Raw genomic sequence first — 18,987 nt, 5'->3', positions numbered from 1 at the left:
TTTCAAATACCGCCTGCTGTACAGGATATTTTGTTGAAAAGGAAAAAAATAACTTCGTCTCGAATTCTTAATTGATAATTAATTTTCGATTGGAGAAAAAGGAGGAAGTGATTATGGAACAAAATCAAAAAAACAGCTTAGCTGCACAACTAGGGAAAATTATTTCAGCTGATTCGACTGTCAACCAAGCAGAAGAGGTCCGTAACTTTTATAAGCAGGTTATTGGGTGGGAGCATACAGAAGTAAATATGGGAGGCTATTCAGATTATTTAATGACAACCCCAGATGGTCAGCCGGTAGCGGGTGTTTGTCATCAAGCAGGAGGAAACGAAGGACTGCCGCCAGTATGGCTCGTTTATTTCCAGGTAAGCGATTTACAGGAAAGTCTGACAACCTGTCGAACACTTGGAGGCAAGGTACTTAGAGAACCAAGTGGGACAGGCATCGGCAGCTATGCAGTGATTGAATATCCTAAAGGGGCAATTTGTGCTCTTAGTCAAATGTAGCAGTTAGACAGATTGACAATTAAAAGGTAAGCCATAATTTTTTGGCTTACCTCTTTTTTAATTATTTCGCACTTTTGAAAAGTCCTAAATCAACTAAGTCGTTCTCCTTTTTGCTGCTATTGTTTGTTCCTAAGTTGTTTTAAAATGGTCAGAATCCTCAAGTTATTGAAGGTAGTTTCTGTTAGAATTGAAAGGATCATTATAAAAAGCCAGGTGGTTGAGTAATTTTTTGAAGAGCTCTCTATAGTTGATTATCATTTTTTAGTAAGAATGAGATAATATGCTATATTTATTAAAATGTGAGTGGCTTAAATGTATTAGAATTGACTGAAAGCTTTATTAGGTGCAAGCCTCATGTAAAAGGTTTCAGATACATTTAAATAAAGGTGTGAAACGATTGATAACGTTAAAATCAGAAAGAGAAATTAATTTAATGTATGAAGCTGGAAAATTATTGGCTTCCTGCCATAAAGAGATTGCAAAGTTAATTGCACCAGGTATAACCACCTTAGAAATTAATCATTTTGTTGAGCAATACTTGAAGAAGCATGGTGCTACGCCTGAACAAAAGGGATATAATGGCTATCAATTTGCCACTTGTGCCTCGATTAATGATGAAATATGTCATGGTTTTCCAAGGGGAGAATCTCTAAATGATGGTGATATTGTAACGATTGATATGGTCGTCAATTTAAATGGCGGTTTAGCTGATTCTGCGTGGACTTATGCTGTTGGGAACATTTCAGATAAAACTAGAAAGTTGTTAAACGTAACCAAGCAGTCTTTGGAAAAAGGAATTGAAGCAGCGTTGATCGGAAATCGACTTGGAGATATTGGGCATGCAATTCAATTCTATGTTGAAGCAGAAGGATTTTCTGTAGTGCGCAACTTTACAGCACACGGAATTGGACCAACCATACATGAAGAACCTCAAATACCTCATTTTGGTACAAAAGGATCAGGGATGAGACTGAAAGAAGGTATGGTTATCACAATTGAACCCATGGTAAACGAGGGAGCATGGCATAGCAAAATGGATTCAAATGGCTGGACTGCAAGAACTATTGACGGTAAGTTATCAGCACAATATGAACATACAATAGCTATAACGAAAAATGGACCATTGATTCTAACTCAACAATAATAGTAATTTATCAGTCATTTATGGTGCTGAATCAAGTTGAGGATGGCTAACAGATAGGATGATTCTTTATCAATTGGCTTTGATCAAGATTAGGCTGCTTTTTGCCGCCTTTTTTTGTGAGATCATGCAAACTGAGCTGACAAGAATATGGGAGAGTTCTAGGTGCAATTATTCAGATAAGAGTGTAAATAAATCAAAGACGGTGCAATTATTTTGATAAGCGCAAAATTAACCTGATTACTGCCACGGCTTGATGTCTTTGATAGTGTGACCCGCAGCCTGTGAGTATCAGGCTAACTATCAGTGAAGATGAGAAAACCCCCCAGATGGAACTTAGCTCTACTTTTTTAGCTTCAAGAACAGGACAATTATAATGAACGTCCATATCAAAAACCCACATGCTATATAAGGATAGGAAGAAAAATTGAACGCGTAAGCCGCTTTATCAATGATAGTGGGGTTTTTCTTGAACTCGATTGCGTAGCTTCCTACAATACCAGCTAAAAATGAAAAACATAAAAACCCAATTAGACTAACAGCAAGTTGCATAGTAAAAGCTAAAAAGTTCATTTGTTTCTCCTTTCTAAAAAACTTTTTCACTATTAGTGTAATTTTACACTTTATTTTACTGTAAAGCCACTATAATGCATTTTCTGGAAAACATGGACCCGCTGAAAGGAAGCAGCACCCCCCTCCTGATGAAAATATCGAACGATCTTTAAGAAGGTTTTTAAAAGTTATTTTATGGATGAAAAATAGTAAAGGCTAGATGGTTTATTTGATAACTAAAATAGAATAAAACGTTATTAAGATAAAACATTTTTAATTTTCCCTCTAAAATCACTTGTGATAATGTGTAAAGATGTGTTATTTGTAAAATACACACATTAATAAAGTTGGTGAAAGTAATGTTAGCGCACGATCGTCATGAAAAAATTATGGAGCTGTTAAGGAAAAATAAATCGTTAAAAGTTTCTTCTGCTACAAAAATGTTTGAGGTTTCTACTGAAACTGTACGGAGAGACTTGGAGTATTTAGAGAAGGAAGGCTATTTGCGAAGGGTGCGTGGAGGGGCGGTATTAGATGATGTAAACAGTAAAGAAATGAACTTTACTTTTCGGGAAACAAAAAACATCAATGAAAAGATTGAGATTGCCCACATTGCTGCACGCTATGTTTCAGAAGGGCAATCCATTGCCTTAGATGTTAGTACGACGAATACTGAGTTTGCCAGATGTTTAAAGGAGAAGTTTCATCGGCTTACAATCTTAACAAATTCATTAATCATTGCAAATGAACTTGCTGAGATGCCTAATTACACCATTATTATGCCTGGTGGTGTCCTTCGGAATGAAGAATTGTGCATGGTAGGACATATGGCAGTAGACTTTATTAAAGGCTTTCATATTGATACATTTTTTATGAGTGTCAGCGGTATCTCATTATCGGAAGGATTGACTGATTACGGAATTGGAGAATACCAAGTGAAAATGAAAATGCTGGAGAACTCTAGAAACTGTATTGTTCTAGCAGACAGCAGCAAATTTGATGTAACTTCACTCTTAAAGGTTTGTAGTTTCGATAGAATTGACCGGATTATCTCCGATTCAAAGTTACTAGATAAGGTATTTGAAAAGTATACAAAAGAAGGAATTGAAATTGTAAATGAATAAACGGATATTATTCCTGAGAGGAAGGCTATGATTGCTTTTCCTCTCTTTTTTTGTTAGCTCAATTTAAGTTAATTATTTGGAGAAGATTTTCCATAACCTGTGCCTAACGATCTAAGTCATAGGCTTTTGTTCTTTATGTTGTAAAAATAGGTGGAAAGTTGTTTTTTAACAATTAACACACAAATATTTACTGTGTATTAACAATTAATTAACAATAATTATGTATTATTGTGTGGAAATGATGTTATTTATTTTGAAAAGTGTAGTTATTTGGGTTGGGAGGCGGTTTGTATTGTCGAAGAGCAAGTATAGTTCCGATAATCGTACTGTTTATGTTACCTGCTCTCATAACTTGAGTAGTTCGATAAACAGGCAACCCATATAGTTTCTCATTTAATTTCCCTAATTGTAAAAATGTCGGAACAAAATCTTCTGCGCTAAATTCCTCATCTTTCTTCATGGCTTCGTTTAGAGGTTTGCTCTTTAGATGGGGAGCTGTTGGCATTTACGAACTCTGTTTATTACGGAAAAAAACAGCCGGGAGTTAAGACATGGGGAGAGCTCATGCAAAAGGAAATGGGGATAGATTTTGAAAAAAACCGCTAAAAACAATGAGGCAGGCTATGCAATAGGAGTACTATCAGGTGTCGGCTCTGAAGAAGAACTGCAAAAGCTAGCTGATTTTGTCATCCCGAATGTGGAGTACTTAATAAATAAAAATCATCAGTTTATTTGGGAAAAAGCTCTTTCCAAAGTGATTGTTACTATAAACAAAGCAGATCCCTTTGAAAAATGAAATCAACCGGCGATTTACCGATTGCTTTCATTTTTAAATTAAGTTTGCCTCGTTACAATTCTCAATAATAAATCGACTTCTGGCATCTGGTAATTTTCATCTCCGTGAATATTCAACGTCATTAGCCCGGAAAGAACAGATAAATAGCATGAAATCAATTCGCTAGGATTGCCCTCAGCAAGTTCACCTTTCTTCTGTCCTTCTATGAATAATGGTTCCAATATGTCGATGTAAGTTTTCATTGAATTCTTTCCAATAAGCTTTTTAGCTGTCTCCGGTACTTCGTCTGACGTACGGGCGTGATGCATCAACATGAAATAAAGCAGAGAGCCTTCATCAAGTATCTCACCAGTCAACGTTCTTATTTTATCTAATGGAGAACCAGGTAGTTCATAGATGCTCTTAATACCGGTAATTGATTCGTCTACTGCCTGCTGAACGAGCGTAATAAATAGTTCATCTTTAGATTTGAAATAGCGGTACAAAAGCCCAGCACTAATTCCAGCTTCATTGGCGATCATGCTCATTTTCGTACCAATAATCCCTCGCCTGGCGAAGACCTTAAGGGCCGCGTCCATAATTTGTTCTTTTCGTTCATCACGAATTTGCTGCAACTGTTCTTCGTTTAAAGGTGACAATGTTGGTTCACTCCTACGATTATTGTTGTTATTTTTGAGCAATCAAATGTTCATAAGCTGTTGAGGAAAAGGAAGGTATAATCTGTGACAATTGTTCTTCAAGTGTCTGACCACATCCTTTTGATAGTTCACTGAGCAATTCTTTTCCTTCAGATGATGCTTCAGATGCAAGAATGTCAGCTACCATTTGTGAATTCATTATTTTATCCAGTGGTAAAAATAATGTATTCACCGCCCAATACAAACCATATCGTTCAAAATTACGTTTAGTCGTGGCATGTTTAATATACAAATCAAAGTATTTTTGGGCAAATTCAATTCCTTTCAACGGTTTACCTGCATATTCTACGCCCTGCCATGGCAGATCCGCAGCACAATTCAACCACCAGGCGGGTTCAACAATTTCATTCATTTTTTGGAGGACGTTTCTTTCAAAATTAGGTTTTGGAAGGTCCCGTTGTTCACGCAAGCAGATTTCTAACATTTCTGCCTCGATTGCAGCCATTGTAATTCCTTGACCAAAAATCGGATCAAAATTACAGAAAGCATCTCCTAAAACCAACAATCCAGATGGCCATTGCTCCATTTCTTCAAAGTGATGACGGAATAATTCTGAAACTCTATAACCTCGAGGAGCTGTAATGGGTTCAAGCTCTTGCAGCACTTCTGCAATTAACGGATTAGCAAGGCTTTCGACCTCCTGTTCATATTCATCAGCGTTCGTGGTAGGATAATGCCCTCCAGGACTATAAAGCACAATTTCTGCTATGTTATTTTCAATTACAGAAAATACCGCAGTTAAAGTCTTTTTAGAAGGATCTCCTGCAATTCGAATGGCATCCCATTTTACTGGTAAATTTGAAGGGATCTTATAATGCCGAGTACTATACCCAAGTGAAACTTTAAGGATATCTGGATTTGGTATATCGAACCCAAGGTGCTGAAGCCATTTTACCAGTTTAGAGGAACGTCCGCTCGTATCAATCACTATGTCTGCTGTCAGTGTTTTCTGCTGATCTAATTGTCCGCGTTCTCGTATATGAACACCTGTTACAGCTGTCTGATCTGATGTCATGAGCAAACCGCTTACGTCGATCTTTGTAAGAAAGCGAACATTCGTAATCCCTTTCACGCGCTGACGACAGCCCCACTCAAGCAATGCTCGGCTGAATGTTACATCATTTTCGGTGTTGGGCATTTCAAGACTTCCATATGGATTGGTCTGATGAATCATTTTGTTCAGTGTCGATGGAGCGCCGTAAGACAATAATTCATCACTAAATTCCGGGAAGAATCGTTCCATAATCATCTTACCACGAGGTGTGAAACGATGTGGGTGATGAGCTTGTGGAGTGCCAGCACGGTTATCGGGTTTTTCAGGTAAATCATCTTTTTCTACGATAAGTACTTCTTCATAGTATTCAGAAAGCACTCTTGCAGAAAATAATCCAGCCATTCCTCCACCAATCACAATTGCTCTTTCCCAACTCCTGTTTGTTAATGTTTCCCCTGTTTTCATACCTTTCGCCCCCAATAATTTATTCATTCAAAATGGTGATAAAAAATGAGCTTGTAATGAAATTATTCATAAATGAATGAACCATTCACTCATCAATAGAATAAATTGCATGATATAAAAAGTCAACAAAAAAATTAACAGTTATTCAATGAGTGGCATTAACTTTGACAGTCATTGAAAAAGGAAATCTTATAGTAAAAGCAGAAGATAATGAATGAAATCTTTTTTGAGGGGAAACAGTTGGTAGTAATTAACTTGAAATTGCTTCAGAATAATTAATAAGAAATAATCAAGATCAAATCAACGTTTTCAGAGGTGATAGTAATGACTAAGTTAAAAAGAATGAAACCCAAAGAGGCGGCAGTACAATTTGTTAAGAAATATTTTCCAGATTGTCAAGGAGCCATTTTAGCCGGGAGTATTGTCAGAGATGAGGAAACAGAAACCTCTGATCTTGATATAGTTATTTTTGATAAAAGATTTCCTTCATCTTATCGAGAGGCAATGATTGATTTTGGATGGGCGATAGAGGTTTTTGTCCATAATCTCACTTCATATAAACATTTTTTCGAAATGGATTGCAAAGCTGCAAAGCCTTCTATGCCAAAAATGATCTCAGAAGGGATTATTTTGAAAGATGAAGGAATCTTAAATTCTATTAAGCAAGAGGCGAAAAGTATATTGGAGAAAGGGCCTGAAGAATGGTCAGAGGAAATAATACGTACAAAACGATATTTTATTACGGATGCACTTGATGATTTTTTGGGATGTAATAATCGCGCAGAAGAAATATTTATTGCAAACACGTTAGCTGAGCTTGTCCACGAATTTGTTTTAAGAACGAATCGTCATTGGATAGGTGCCTCGAAGTGGATTATTAGTGCTTTGAAGCAATTTGATGAGGAGTTTACTGAAGAGTACGTAGATGCTTTTAATCTATATTATAAAACAGGGGAGAAGCGCCAGGTAGTTCAATTAATAGATAAGATCTTGGAGCCATACGGCGGGCGCTTATTTGATGGATTCTCTCTAGGCAAGAAAAAATGTGATTCATAGAATTTGAAATAAGAGACTATAAAAGGTCGAATTTTTATTTGTAAGGAAAAAAAGAGCTAATCAAAAAAGATCAGCTCTTCATTATTCATTTCTTGTTTTTAGTAATCCTCGGCTCTAATCCGTTCTTGAAGTTCCGAATATTAGAACGGTGTAAAAACAGTAGAAGAATGATAAAGATACCAAAGAATAATTCATACTCACCTAATAGTAAAGAGTAAAAAAATAGAATAATACCGATAGAAATGGATCCCATAAATACATATTTTGTCAGCAAGACGACTAAAGTGGCTCCTAAATAAGTGAATAAAGCCAACAGCGGGTTATAAACAAGCAAAACCCCTGCAGTGGTAGCGACAGCTTTTCCCCCGCGAAATCCCCACCAAACTGGAAAGCAATGACCAATAACGGCAAATGCGCCTACATATAGAAGATTTACATCTGCCTGGAAATAAAGCGGTAAAAGCAAGGCAATGCTTCCTTTTAAAAGGTCACCAAGTAAAACCATCAAGCCTGCTTTCTTGCCCAATGTGTTATAAGTATTGGTTGCTCCTGGGTTGAAGCTTCCTAGAGTACGGATATCGGTTTTGTGAAAGTGATGACTAACAATAACTGCAAAAGAAATTGAGCCTAAGCCATAGGCGAGTAAATACCATATAGCTTCCATACATACACCTCCTCGTTTGGTTTCTTAATACTATTAAGGAAATAGAGAAGCTATTCATCCAATGAGAGAAAAATGAAACATCCTATATTATTATACTAATTTCTGGTGGGAATGATATATACTATACTGAAGTGATATGGTTTTCCTTCATAGAATTGTTAGAATTACAAGCAAAATTGTTTTAGCAAGGTGATATGATGGATTATGAAGGGAGTTTTTAATATGAAAAATATTATTGTAATGCTAACAGCAATCTTTCTTATGGTTCCTGCTGTTACTAGTGCTCATACACATTTGGAAACATCAAATCCCAAAGAGGGACAGGTCGTTAAAGAGAAATTAAATGAAATCGTTCTTACTTTTGGTACACCAATTGAAGAGTTAAGTAAAATGACGGTGACAAGAGATGGGAATGAAGTCCAGTTAAGTGAAATGAATGTTGAAAATAATGAAATGACAGGATCGCTAGATAAGCCTCTTGAAAATGGCTCATATGTAGTAAATTGGAATATTGTAGGCGAGGACGGTCATCCGATAGAAGGACAGCTGACTTTCTCAGTAGAAACTAAGCAGGAAGAGGAAGAAACTGCTAAGAAAGAGGAAAAACAAACTACAGAGAATGAAAATCGGGCAGAAGGGTCCGATGAAACAGCAGAGGAACAGCCGGAAACCGATTTGGAAAATGAAGAAGAATCTAACGAGAATGAAGGACAATCTTCTCTTTTTACGACAGTTTTAATTATTGTTCTAGCTATCGTATTAATTGCTGGAGCAGGAGTTTTAATTAAAAGGAAGAAATAGATGATAGAATCAATTATTCCATTAACAGAATTTATTACGTATGTCCTTTTTTCTTTTTTAACAGGGCATGTTGCTTTGCAATTTGTCCCTAAATCCAAAAAGCCAGTTACTAAAATTCCAAAACCGGTGCTGCTTCTAGCAGCTCTCGGGATTATTGTGTTTTCATTGCCGCCGGCTCTTCAGGTTGTCTTCTATTTTGGGGACGGATTTGGAGTAGAAACTCTTTCTCTTTTTACACAATTTGAAGTGGGGATTTCTTGGATTTTCATTGGATTTATGGCAACCTTGCTCTGGATGACCATTTATGTTGAAGGGTCAAAATATATTCAGGCCTTTCTCATTCTACTGATGATATTAGCGGTGGGGTATGCAAGTCATGGTGCGTCTTTGGCCTTTTGGCCGGGTTTTATATCCCACTCTGTTCACTTCTTTGCGGTCACATTGTGGACAGGAATTCTACTGCATGTTGGATGGATTGCCAAAGAGGTAAAGGTGTGGGGTGCGTTTCTAAAATGGTTTACTCCACTCGCAATCGGCTGCTTGCTATTATTAACGGCAAGCGGTCTTACCGTAATGTCGCTGATGGTGGATTTTCGAGATTATGCGAATAGCTGGGCATTAACATATGGTCAGATGCTATTGCTTAAGCACATTAGCATTATCCCAATTCTAGCATTTGCGATTATAAATGGAATACTTGCAAAGAAGATAAAAGAAAACGAAGATTTCGAGCCGCAGCAATGGATCCAAGCGGAAACGATATTTTTAATGTTTGCCTTCTTCTTTACAGGAATTATGGGCACACTTCAGCCGCCGCACCAAGTAAACTTTACGATACAATCTGACGGGGCTGCAAGCTGGGTAGTATCGCTTATTGGCAAAGAAATAACTGCACCTTTTCAAATTCAATTTTCACCTAGCCTGCAAGGAATTTTAGTTGGTATTATGGCGATCTTTTTCTTTGCCTTACTTTTTGTCAGCTTTTATAAAAAAACAAAGGCAAGTATCGCTCTTTTATTCGGGATTTGTTTTATGATCGCTTTTTATTTGGGAATTATGCTGAATATCACTGTGTGAAGAGGACCTGGATTGGGTCCTTTTTTAAATAGAAATTTTGAAAGTTTAAGTTAATTAAAGGATTAATATGCGTACACTTATTAGTATGTGTCAACTTTTGTCGAATAATCGATAAATTGAAATTTTCGAAGATAAATCAGCCGAATTCGAAGATAAAATTAAAAAATCGAAGATTATATTTCAGATTTCGAAGATAAATTTGAACATTAGTCGGCTCACCAAGAGAAAATAGTGTTTATTATCGTTCTAGGATCAAAGTTTAAGCTAAATAAAGTATTAAATCATTTAAATTGCACAATTTTTGTGTGAAACGCTAGGCATAGCGACATGTGCTGAACAAAGTCCTTGCACTTTCACGTTTTTAGGTCATTAATACTGGCTAAAATAAAAAAATCCCTCTAAAAAAGAGGGCATTTCATTATTCTTCACCTTCTGCAGCTTTAACAGCCACATGTGCTTTTTCAACATCTACATAGAGAATGTGTTTACCATCTAACTCTTTTACAGTAAAAACATAACCTTGTTCTTCAACTGCGTCTCCGACTTCTACCTCAAACTTTTGGTCAAGTATCCATCCGCCGATAGTATCCATCACATCATTCGATAGGTCAATGCCCAATAGATCATTTACTTCATCTATTAGTACTTTTCCATCTAATATATAGTGCTGATCATTTATTTTTCTAATTTCTGATACTTCATCGATGTCAAATTCATCACGAATATCGCCAACAATTTCCTCTAAGATGTCTTCAACAGTTACTAAGCCGGCCGTGCCTCCGTACTCATCTGAAAGAATAGCCATATGAATGCGATCCTTTTGCATTTTAAGAAGCAGATCGTGAATAGGAATGGTTTCAATCACATGAATGATTGGTTTAATGAAAACCTCAACCGTTTGTTCAGGATCAAAGTCATCACTGAAAGAAGCAGTCAGAACCTCTTTCATGTTAATAAGCCCGATGATGTTATCCTTGTCCCCATCCTCAATAGGATATCGGGTATATTTTTCTTCGATGATAATCCCCATAACGTCTTGTAATTTAGCATCCTTTGAAATACTTACGATCTCAGGCCGCGGGTTCATGATCTCTTTAGCGATTCTGTCATCAAATTCAAAAATTTTATTAACGTACTTGAATTCTGACTGATTAATTTCACCGCTTTCAAAGGATTCCGAAAGAATAATCCTTAATTCTTCCTCAGAATGTGCGACTTCGTGTTCAGATGCAGGCTTTAGACCGAACAATCCTGAAAGAAATCTTGCTGAACCATTTAATACCCATATGAATGGATACATAATTCGATAAAACAAAATAAGGGGTCTGGCAAAAGCTAATGTAACAGCTTCAGCTTTTTGGATAGCTAATGTCTTAGGTGCAAGCTCACCTACTACAACATGTAAAAAGGTAATAACACCAAATGCAATACCAAATGACAAAATGGTAACGATAGTATCATCTAATTGTAATCGTTCAAAAAGCGGGTGCAGCATTTTCTCAAACGTTGGCTCACCCAGCCAGCCAATACCAAGCGCTGTCACAGTGATTCCGAGCTGACAGGCAGAAAGATATTCATCAAGGTTTGAGGTTACTTTTTTGGCAGCAATGGCATTTTTATTTCCTTCGGCAAGCAGTTGATCAAGTCGGGAACTGCGAATTTTTACGACCGCAAATTCCGATGCAACGAAAAATGCAGTTAAAGCAATCAATACGGCTACAAGCAACAGGTTAACTATGTCCAAAAAGACCTTTACCAAAAAGGTAAAGGATTCACCTCCTAATAATTTCAAAATCATGTCTGATTTAATGAATAAGGGGAAAAGCATTTGTAATATAGCTCCGCATGCCTATTCCCAGTCAAACAATAGGATCCTATTATTCTTCTCCGGATCCTTGGAAGAAAATCATCACAAATTTAATAAGCTCTAATAGAGAAATTAATGCAGCAGCTACATATGTTAAAGCTGCAGCTCCTAACACTTTCTTTACTCCATGTTCCTCTTCATTGTATAAAATTCCAGTGCTAAGCATCAAGTTGCGTGCACGGGAGCTTGCATTAAATTCAACAGGTAATGTTACTAATTGAAAAGCAACTGCAATTGAGAACAATATAATTCCTAAGCCGATTAAGTTAAGTTGTCCAAGTAGTAATCCGCCAAGTAAAAGAAATGGTGCGATCCCTGAAGCAATATTGGTTACTGGAAACATTTTATGCCGTAAAGTCAGGGCCCCGTATGCTTCTTTATGCTGAATCGCATGGCCAACCTCATGGGAAGCAACTGAAATGGCTGAAATTGAACGGCCTGCATAAACCGGCTCAGATAAACGGACTACTTTATTAATAGGATCATAATGATCTGTTAATCTGCCTCTGACCATTTCAACTTGGATATTATATAGCCCGTTCTCGTCGAGCAATCTTCTTGCCGCTTCATAACCTGTTAAGCCAGTGCGGGTAGGAACTTCGCTCCATTTATTAAAACTCCCTTTTACTCTAAATTGCGCCCAAATCGAGATTCCAAACGCAATCAGGATTAAAAAATCCATGGGATGAAAAAACATCTATGATCTTCCTCCTAAAGTTACATAAGTAATAGAACTAATGACTGTATAAGCGCCAAATGATCCTGTGTTAACTGTTTTCTAAGCAGCTTGCGCTCGTCTGGATCAAGATTTTCAATCATTTTTAAGACTTGCCCAACATCCTTATTTAAATGAAGGATCTGATCTTTTAGCTGGTCGATATCATCAAGCTTTTGCAAGCATTCGTTTCGCTTGATAAGTTCGTCTTTGATCTCAGTTAATGTCATATTTTTTTTCTTGCATGCTTCAATAAACATTAATTTATCTAATTCATTCTGATTATAAAAGCGATAATTAGAACTGGAACGTGTCGCTTCCAACAAGCCCATATTAGTATAATAATCAATCGTTCTTTTGGTTACATTCGCTTTAACTGCCAGTTCGCCGATTCTCAGCGTCTCTGCCCCATCCAATCACTCCTAACTATAACGTGATGGTATATGAGATAATCTTATTCTATTAGGAAGCCTTTATGCAAGCAAAATAGATTTTGTTTAGAAAAGTTTCACAAATTGAAAGACATTTTCTTTTTTGACATTAGTATAACCGATCCTCCTTTAATCATTAATTACCTTCTATGAATTGATTTTAGTTGGTTTAAAGAAGCACTAAGTTATAAATAAATTACACATATTACGGTCACATTTCTGTGAAAGTGTTTGATTAACAGTACGATTCATATTATTAGAAGAAAAATGGAACTCACACTAAATCTCAGAAGAATCCGAAAGTGCTTAGCAGTTTCGCCCTATGATTTATTTTGTTTATAATTAATCATGATCTACATCCATTTTAATAAAGCAGTTTATATATGAAATTTGAACAGATCAAGAAGGGAGTAAAGATGAAAATACTAGTAGTAGAAGATAATGAAAGTGTTTGTTCCATGCTTGAAATGTTTTTTTCTAAAGAGAAATTTGAAGGTACGTTTGTCCATGACGGATCTAAAGGCTTTAAAGTATTTACAGAATCAAAGCAGGAATGGGATCTGCTTATCATTGACTGGATGCTGCCTGGGCTTGATGGAGTCAGTCTTTGCCGGAAAATTCGGGAAAGCAGCAAGGTTCCCATTATTATGCTTACAGCGAAAGATAGTGAATCAGACCAAGTACTCGGACTTGAAATGGGGGCGGACGATTATGTTACCAAACCTTTCAGTCCTCTAACTTTAATGGCACGGATAAAGGCAGTGGCAAGAAGGTTCCAGCAAACTTCTCAGGAATCTCAAGGGAAAAATGAGGGTGCCTTCAATATTCGTAAAGAATCCCGTGAAGTCTTTCTACATAAAAAATTAGTGACTAACCTAACTCCAAAGGAATTCGATTTACTGTCCTTTTTTATCGAGCATCCCCGTCAGGTATTCACTCGGGAACAGCTGTTAGAGAGGGTATGGGGCTATCAATTTTATGGGGATGAAAGAACGGTTGACGTTCATGTGAAGCGTCTTCGAAATAAAATCGGGACCCAGGAACAGCCTTTTGTACATACGGTATGGGGTGTAGGCTACAAATTTGATGAAACGGTGTCCCAAAATGAAAATTAGGTATTTTTATCAGCTTCTAGCAAGCCATATTAGTATTCTTATTATTGCTTTTCTTATCTTAACTGCCATGTTTTCTCAATTTGTACAAGGATTTATTTTTGATAATAAAGTAGAAGAATTAACAACACATGGTGAGTCCATTTTAAACGAGCTAAACTCTTTTAATTTTGATTCTATGCAAAAACTGGATCATTATAATGAGGTACTAAGTGCTCGCAAGGTTCAATTTGCAATTTTTAACCATGAAAGCAAGGTGCTTTTTCCAACTAGACAAAGATTAATTGTGAACTTTACAAACGAGGAATGGGCTGAATTAAAGCGAGGCAATAAGCTGACGATTAAACGTGATTTTAAAAGGTATGAACAAGATGTGACATTTGTAGCCCTTCCACAATTTCAAAATAATCAATTTGTCGGCGGGATCCTGCTGATCTCCCCAATTAGTGGTTCTGAAGATGTGGTAAACCAAATTAACCGGTATTTAGTCTTTACAATGATCATAGCTCTAACGGCTGCCTTTATCCTCAGCTTTGTATTGTCTAAGTTTTATGAAAAAAGAATTCAAAGGATGAGGGAGGCAACCTCTATGGTCGCATCAGGAAACTACAATGTAGATGTTCAGGCAAATGGATGGGATGAAATTGGAGCTTTGGCAAAGGATTTTAATCGAATGGCGGAAAAGCTGAAGCTTTCTAACGATGAAATCGAAAGGCTGGAAAAACGCAGGAGGCAGTTTATGGCTGACGTTTCACATGAACTCCGAACGCCTTTAACGACTATGAGCGGTTTGATGGAAGGCTTGAGAAATGACATGATTCCTGATGTTGACCGTGAAAAAAGCATGGCTTTAATTGAAAAAGAGACGAAGCGGCTTATTCGGTTGGTTAATGAAAATTTAGATTATGAAAAAATACGTTCCAATCAAATCACTCTGAATAAAGAAAAGATTGCTCTTGATGAGGCATTTGAAATTATTAAGGAGCAGCTATGGTCTCAGCTGCTTGAAAAACAAAACCGTATGCACATTGAGGCAGGGAAAGAAGTGGAGGTTTATGCGGACTATGATCGGTTAATCCAAATTCTTATTAATATTACTAAAAATAGTATTCAATTTACAGAACACGGTGAGATTTGGTTAAGAGCACGAATGCACAAAGAGGGAACAATTATTGAAATTGAAGATACTGGTATGGGGATGAACAAGCAGGAAATAGAGTCGATTTGGGAACGATTTTTCAAAGCTGATATTTCCAGATCGAACAATTTATATGGCGAATTCGGGCTTGGTTTATCGATTGTAAAGCAGCTTGTGCTTCTTCACAATGGGGAAATTTCTGTAGAAAGTGAAAAGGGAAAAGGTACAAAGTTTATCATTCTGCTGCCGAAATGAAGTTTCTAATGTTTCAAGAAATTGTTCGGTAAACAAATGAGATTCCTTTAATCAAAAGTAAGCGGGTACCCCGATTGCTTCTTGTCATAGCTAGTTTCTCACTTAGGAGAGCTCACTCTTGAAAAGATGGTCTTTGCCTGAACGAACAAACAAAGTTGAATGTCCGATACTTTTCGACAAAATTCAAAATCGGGACTTTTGATATGTTTACAAAATATTCAGAACAATTATCATAGTTGTAAAGGAGGCGAGATAATGGGTAAAGGTAGAATTAGAGTTGAAGAATGGATTAAAAATGAAACAGATGACGAAATCTATGAAGCCACTCTAATGGAGGCTAATCAATCTGAAAAAGAGAAATAGCTAGGCTGCCCTGAAACTCGGTTTATGGAACTCCTAAGAAAAACGATAGAAATGAATGAAAAAAAGAGCTCTACTGCAAAACGGTAGAGCTCTTCCATGTGGAAATAAAGGATCTTCCAGTACCAAGGGAATTTTACTTCATTCCTGCTTTTAGGTTATCTCTCTAATGAATGACCAAAACTCTTGAACCAGTGAGGCCTACGGGATGATAACTCCCAACTATCTATTGAAGATTGAGTACGGTTCATTAAGATTAGAGTAAAATCTCCTGGGAAATAGGACATTTAGAGAATGACTTATTCGTACAATTTAGTATAATCAGTTTCTGTCTACTATAAAGGAGAGAAAGAAATGGAAGAAACGATGTTTACGTTAGAAATGGCACGAGAAGTCGGAATAAGTGCCGCGATCCTGCTCGTCTTTTTATTGTTGAGGAAGATTTTTGTGAAATATGTTTTTAAGCTTATCATGAAGCTTAGTGATAAAACACCGACTGAATTATTTAGAAATGTACTGCTAGCCTTTGAAAAACCTCTTAGATGGTTTTTTATTCTCATCGGGCTCTATTTGGCCATTCGATATTCACCATTTTTTGATGAGCAAATGAAGGTCATTAATCAATTTTATCGAGCCTCTTTAGTATTATTGATTACTTGGGGACTATACAATTTAACAGCATCTTCATCTATGCTCTTTCAAAAGATGAATAAACGGCTTGATTTAGAAATGGATGATATTGTCGCTCCATTCTTATCAAAGGTTTTCCGATTTGTTATACTTGCCCTTAGCTTCAGCATTATTGCTCAAGAATTTAACTATGATGTGAACGGCTTTGTTGCAGGTCTAGGCCTTGGGGGACTGGCTTTTGCGCTTGCAGCCCAAGACACAATTGGCAACTTTTTTGGAGGAGTTATTATTATTACGGAAAAGCCTTTTACAATTGGGGACTGGATTAAAACTCCAAGTGTAGAAGGGGTTATCGAGGATATTTCGTTTCGAAGCACAAGGATTAGAACGTTCCCCCAAGCTTTAGTTACCGTACCAAATTCAACTCTAGTAAGAGAACCTATTACAAATTGGACAAAGATGGGGAAAAGACAGGTTAATTTTTCAATTGGTGTCACTTATAACACTCCTGAGGATAAAGTAAAAACATGTGTTAAGAGGATAGAAGAAATGCTAAGAGATCATGAGGATATTAATAACGAGGTTATTCTTGTTTCCTTTGATAAGTTTAATTCAAGCAGCTTAGATATTTTTCTTTACTTTTTTACTAACTCGACTGTATGGGCCGAGCACTTAAAAGCAAAGCAAGATGTGAATTTTGAGATTATGAAGATCTTAAAAGAAGAAAACGTAGAATTTGCGTTCCCTAGCCAAACTCTCTATGTAGAGAATGTAAAGGAAGAAGAGAAGCAGAAGGAAAGGCAATACAGCTAACCCTTAAAACTAGAAAAGCACGGAAGCGTCGCAGTAATGGTAATTCAGGATAATAACTCGAATGAAAAAAATCTCCAAGGAATAATTTCCTTGGAGATTTTTTGCTTATGTTTGGCTTGGAACCTTGATGGCTTTGCTCATTTGTCGTATGGAACCGAGATGGTAGGCAGAGTGAGCGATTGCTCCTAAAATTCCATTGAATGTCTGTTCATCTAAGGAGTCGAGTGAATCAATGGTTTTGAAAAGTGTTTGATACTCTTGTTGAAGTTCATCATTATATTGCTTCCAAGTGATTTTATCAACTGATGTGATTTTCCAGGATGCTTCCCAATCCTTTTCAGGTACGTCACCTTGTAGATAGGAGTTTGCAACCCATAAATAATAACGGGTATGATCCGTCTGTGCAGCGATTGACGTCCCATATATTGAAATTGAGGCTTCTTCTGACGATAATTGCTTGAGCGTCCCAAACAAACCGCTACCAGGCTTTGCTTCTGTGTACCAGCTTGCATTTTCTTCCGGTCCCTCAAATGTTTCCTTCAACAACGTCTTCACAGCTTCCAACATCGGATTGTTCATCACTTTCCCTCCTGAATCATATATAACTATCAAAATAACTTTAGATGGTTATATTGTAATTGAGTTGTTTCTAACTGTCAATATGTATTATGATGGTTATAGAAAAGGAGTTTTTATAATGTCAGAATCCAACCCATATATGATGGTCGGTGAGCGCTTATGCATGGATTACATCAACACGGTCAGTTGGCGGGAAAGCGCACAGAAACGAAGCGATTGGTTTACGAGTTATGCCAAATTGGTGGACTGGAGCATTCATGCAGACGTTTTAACAGAGAGACAAGCACAAGAATTGATCATAAAAGCTGAGGAGAAACCCGCTGAATCAGCACACGTTCTCAATCAGGCGATCGAGTTGCGTGAAGTGATGTACCGGATCTTTCGTACCATTTCAATGGAGCAGGAACCATTGCAGGAAGAGATTGAGCTGTTCAATGTGTTCGTGCGTCAATATTATCAATTGCTGCAGCTATCCCAAGAAAAAGATCATTTTTTATTGGAGTTCAAGTGCTCCAAAAACCCATTGGAGGGTATGCTGCCACCAATCCTGCAGTCAGCAGTCGACCTTCTCGTTTCCAAAAGTGATTTTAAACGGGTGAAACGATGCGAGGGGGATCTTTGTGGTTGGCTGTTCTTCGATACGAGCCGGAACCGAAGCCGCCGCTGGTGTTCAATGGCGGATTGCGGCAACCGTGCCAAAGCACGACGCTTCTATCAAAAAGATAAGTGACCAATATTGGTCACTTAAGCAATGTAATTCACAATACAGAGATATTAAAAAACTATTAAAAACACCGTCTATGTTAACAGACGGGTTTACTTTAGAGGTGCAAACATTGTAAAACACATAGGAAAACGCACTTGAATTCACAATATAATTCACAGTGCGTTTGGCGAATTTTCATCGCTTATCATTTCCTAATTCACATAGGAAATCACAGGGTATGAAATAATTATTAGAGGGTTTGTGAATTCTTTGTGATTTAGTACATGGATTATGTTGCGATGACAAAGATTGTTGGATTTAATTTTAATGGGTAACGTTCACGAGCACTTAGACTTCTTCAGGATTAGTGGGGCTGAGGAGACCCCACAGATGGAAGCCTCCCCACAACACCATCAAAATGAGGTTCACTTGGTTTTTTTGAAACATAAGAAGTCTTATCCTTAATAGAGGAACCAGTGATAGTTAAAATAAGCGGAGGTTTTCCGG

Annotated in this window: 20 protein-coding genes; 12 read left to right on the top strand and 8 right to left on the bottom strand. The window is 37.1% G+C overall.

The window, feature by feature from the left end:
* The first annotated feature begins 113 nt into the window (after window positions 1–113).
* From IC621_RS18590 to IC621_RS18580, 3 genes are all read left to right on the top strand, one after another.
* Window positions 114–506, top strand: a complete 393-nt coding sequence (locus tag IC621_RS18590; RefSeq protein ID WP_191160219.1) for a VOC family protein — start codon at window positions 114–116, stop codon at window positions 504–506.
* A 397-nt stretch (window positions 507–903) separates the two neighbouring features.
* Window positions 904–1,650 carry a type I methionyl aminopeptidase gene (gene map, locus IC621_RS18585; protein WP_191160217.1) on the top strand — a complete coding sequence of 249 codons (747 nt, stop codon included), beginning with the start codon at window positions 904–906 and terminating at the stop codon, window positions 1,648–1,650.
* 908 nt (window positions 1,651–2,558) lie between these two features.
* Entirely contained in the window at window positions 2,559–3,323 is a 765-nt protein-coding gene (locus IC621_RS18580) for a DeoR/GlpR family DNA-binding transcription regulator (RefSeq protein ID WP_191160215.1), read from the top strand.
* Window positions 3,324–3,567: 244 nt separating this feature from the next.
* On the opposite strand, the gene IC621_RS18575 is transcribed toward IC621_RS18580, so the two are convergent.
* A complete protein-coding gene (locus tag IC621_RS18575) occupies window positions 3,568–3,828 on the bottom strand; it encodes a hypothetical protein (RefSeq protein ID WP_191160213.1) in 261 nt (86 codons plus the stop codon).
* An 84-nt stretch (window positions 3,829–3,912) separates the two neighbouring features.
* Between IC621_RS18575 and IC621_RS18570 the strand changes: the two genes are divergently transcribed.
* Window positions 3,913–4,119, top strand: a complete 207-nt coding sequence (locus tag IC621_RS18570) for a hypothetical protein (RefSeq protein ID WP_191160211.1) — start codon at window positions 3,913–3,915, stop codon at window positions 4,117–4,119.
* A gap of 38 nt (window positions 4,120–4,157) precedes the next feature.
* Here IC621_RS18570 and IC621_RS18565 read toward each other — a convergent pair whose 3' ends face one another.
* Both IC621_RS18565 and IC621_RS18560 read right to left on the bottom strand, forming a co-directional pair.
* On the bottom strand, window positions 4,158–4,757 hold the full coding sequence (locus tag IC621_RS18565; RefSeq protein ID WP_191160209.1) for a TetR/AcrR family transcriptional regulator: 600 nt from the start codon (window positions 4,755–4,757) through the stop codon (window positions 4,158–4,160).
* A gap of 28 nt (window positions 4,758–4,785) precedes the next feature.
* On the bottom strand, window positions 4,786–6,276 hold the full coding sequence (locus IC621_RS18560; protein ID WP_191160207.1) for an FAD-dependent oxidoreductase: 1,491 nt from the start codon (window positions 6,274–6,276) through the stop codon (window positions 4,786–4,788).
* 324 nt (window positions 6,277–6,600) lie between these two features.
* On the opposite strand from IC621_RS18560, the gene IC621_RS18555 reads away from it, so the two are divergent.
* Window positions 6,601–7,332, top strand: coding sequence for a nucleotidyltransferase domain-containing protein (locus IC621_RS18555; protein WP_191160206.1), 732 nt, complete (start codon window positions 6,601–6,603; stop codon window positions 7,330–7,332).
* An 85-nt stretch (window positions 7,333–7,417) separates the two neighbouring features.
* Here the strand turns inward: IC621_RS18555 and plsY are convergent, their stop codons facing one another.
* Complete coding sequence (plsY, locus tag IC621_RS18550) at window positions 7,418–7,996, bottom strand: glycerol-3-phosphate 1-O-acyltransferase PlsY (protein ID WP_191160204.1); 579 nt, start codon at window positions 7,994–7,996, stop codon at window positions 7,418–7,420.
* Window positions 7,997–8,218: 222 nt separating this feature from the next.
* Here plsY and IC621_RS18545 point away from each other — a divergent pair, with 222 nt between their 5' ends.
* Entirely contained in the window at window positions 8,219–8,797 is a 579-nt protein-coding gene (locus tag IC621_RS18545; protein WP_191160202.1) for a copper resistance CopC family protein, read from the top strand.
* On the top strand, window positions 8,798–9,874 hold the full coding sequence (locus IC621_RS18540; RefSeq protein ID WP_224752639.1) for a copper resistance D family protein: 1,077 nt from the start codon (window positions 8,798–8,800) through the stop codon (window positions 9,872–9,874).
* Window positions 9,875–10,292: 418 nt separating this feature from the next.
* On the opposite strand, the gene IC621_RS18535 is transcribed toward IC621_RS18540, so the two are convergent.
* From IC621_RS18535 to IC621_RS18525, 3 genes are all read right to left on the bottom strand, one after another.
* Entirely contained in the window at window positions 10,293–11,618 is a 1,326-nt protein-coding gene (locus tag IC621_RS18535) for a hemolysin family protein (RefSeq protein WP_191160200.1), read from the bottom strand.
* A 133-nt stretch (window positions 11,619–11,751) separates the two neighbouring features.
* Window positions 11,752–12,438: a zinc metallopeptidase gene (locus IC621_RS18530; RefSeq protein WP_191160198.1), complete on the bottom strand. Its 687-nt coding sequence runs from the start codon at window positions 12,436–12,438 to the stop codon at window positions 11,752–11,754.
* Window positions 12,439–12,458: 20 nt separating this feature from the next.
* Window positions 12,459–12,872 carry a MerR family transcriptional regulator gene (locus IC621_RS18525; protein ID WP_191160196.1) on the bottom strand — a complete coding sequence of 138 codons (414 nt, stop codon included), beginning with the start codon at window positions 12,870–12,872 and terminating at the stop codon, window positions 12,459–12,461.
* Window positions 12,873–13,303: 431 nt separating this feature from the next.
* On the opposite strand from IC621_RS18525, the gene IC621_RS18520 reads away from it, so the two are divergent.
* From IC621_RS18520 to IC621_RS18505, 4 genes are all read left to right on the top strand, one after another.
* On the top strand, window positions 13,304–14,002 hold the full coding sequence (locus IC621_RS18520) for a response regulator transcription factor (protein WP_191160194.1): 699 nt from the start codon (window positions 13,304–13,306) through the stop codon (window positions 14,000–14,002).
* Window positions 13,992–15,392, top strand: a complete 1,401-nt coding sequence (locus IC621_RS18515; protein ID WP_191160192.1) for a sensor histidine kinase — start codon at window positions 13,992–13,994, stop codon at window positions 15,390–15,392. The genes IC621_RS18520 and IC621_RS18515 overlap by 11 nt, the downstream gene beginning before the upstream one ends.
* Window positions 15,393–15,647: 255 nt before the next feature.
* Complete coding sequence (locus tag IC621_RS18510) at window positions 15,648–15,755, top strand: YhdX family protein (RefSeq protein ID WP_191160190.1); 108 nt, start codon at window positions 15,648–15,650, stop codon at window positions 15,753–15,755.
* 351 nt (window positions 15,756–16,106) lie between these two features.
* Window positions 16,107–17,195 (top strand): mechanosensitive ion channel family protein, encoded by a 1,089-nt coding sequence (locus IC621_RS18505; RefSeq protein ID WP_191160187.1) that lies wholly within the window; start codon window positions 16,107–16,109, stop codon window positions 17,193–17,195.
* A 105-nt stretch (window positions 17,196–17,300) separates the two neighbouring features.
* Here IC621_RS18505 and IC621_RS18500 read toward each other — a convergent pair whose 3' ends face one another.
* The gene (locus IC621_RS18500; RefSeq protein ID WP_191160185.1) at window positions 17,301–17,774 is read right to left on the bottom strand and encodes a hypothetical protein; all 474 of its coding nucleotides are present in this window, start codon (window positions 17,772–17,774) and stop codon (window positions 17,301–17,303) included.
* 118 nt (window positions 17,775–17,892) lie between these two features.
* Between IC621_RS18500 and IC621_RS18495 the strand changes: the two genes are divergently transcribed.
* Window positions 17,893–18,504, top strand: coding sequence for a CGNR zinc finger domain-containing protein (locus IC621_RS18495; protein WP_191160183.1), 612 nt, complete (start codon window positions 17,893–17,895; stop codon window positions 18,502–18,504).
* The last annotated feature ends 483 nt before the right edge of the window (window positions 18,505–18,987 follow it).

Source organism: Metabacillus arenae (assembly GCF_014773385.1).
Classification (GTDB): domain Bacteria; phylum Bacillota; class Bacilli; order Bacillales; family Bacillaceae; genus Metabacillus_D; species Metabacillus_D arenae.
The sequence above is the reverse complement of the archived record's forward strand: the minus strand, read 5'-3'. Positions and strand labels throughout refer to the sequence as shown.

Excerpts from the sequence above, each read along its gene's own strand:
- IC621_RS18590 (WP_191160219.1), top strand. The coding sequence starts at position 114 with ATGGAACAAAATCAAAAAAACAGCTTAGCTGCACAACTAGGGAAAATT.
- IC621_RS18580 (WP_191160215.1), top strand. The coding sequence starts at position 2,559 with ATGTTAGCGCACGATCGTCATGAAAAAATTATGGAGCTGTTAAGGAAA.
- IC621_RS18575 (WP_191160213.1), bottom strand. The coding sequence starts at position 3,828 with ATGCCAACAGCTCCCCATCTAAAGAGCAAACCTCTAAACGAAGCCATG.
- IC621_RS18560 (WP_191160207.1), bottom strand. The coding sequence starts at position 6,276 with ATGAAAACAGGGGAAACATTAACAAACAGGAGTTGGGAAAGAGCAATT.
- IC621_RS18555 (WP_191160206.1), top strand. The coding sequence starts at position 6,601 with ATGACTAAGTTAAAAAGAATGAAACCCAAAGAGGCGGCAGTACAATTT.
- plsY (WP_191160204.1), bottom strand. The coding sequence starts at position 7,996 with ATGGAAGCTATATGGTATTTACTCGCCTATGGCTTAGGCTCAATTTCT.
- IC621_RS18545 (WP_191160202.1), top strand. The coding sequence starts at position 8,219 with ATGAAAAATATTATTGTAATGCTAACAGCAATCTTTCTTATGGTTCCT.
- IC621_RS18540 (WP_224752639.1), top strand. The coding sequence starts at position 8,798 with ATGATAGAATCAATTATTCCATTAACAGAATTTATTACGTATGTCCTT.
- IC621_RS18530 (WP_191160198.1), bottom strand. The coding sequence starts at position 12,438 with ATGTTTTTTCATCCCATGGATTTTTTAATCCTGATTGCGTTTGGAATC.
- IC621_RS18520 (WP_191160194.1), top strand. The coding sequence starts at position 13,304 with ATGAAAATACTAGTAGTAGAAGATAATGAAAGTGTTTGTTCCATGCTT.
- IC621_RS18515 (WP_191160192.1), top strand. The coding sequence starts at position 13,992 with ATGAAAATTAGGTATTTTTATCAGCTTCTAGCAAGCCATATTAGTATT.
- IC621_RS18510 (WP_191160190.1), top strand. The coding sequence starts at position 15,648 with ATGGGTAAAGGTAGAATTAGAGTTGAAGAATGGATTAAAAATGAAACA.
- IC621_RS18505 (WP_191160187.1), top strand. The coding sequence starts at position 16,107 with ATGGAAGAAACGATGTTTACGTTAGAAATGGCACGAGAAGTCGGAATA.
- IC621_RS18500 (WP_191160185.1), bottom strand. The coding sequence starts at position 17,774 with ATGAACAATCCGATGTTGGAAGCTGTGAAGACGTTGTTGAAGGAAACA.
- IC621_RS18495 (WP_191160183.1), top strand. The coding sequence starts at position 17,893 with ATGTCAGAATCCAACCCATATATGATGGTCGGTGAGCGCTTATGCATG.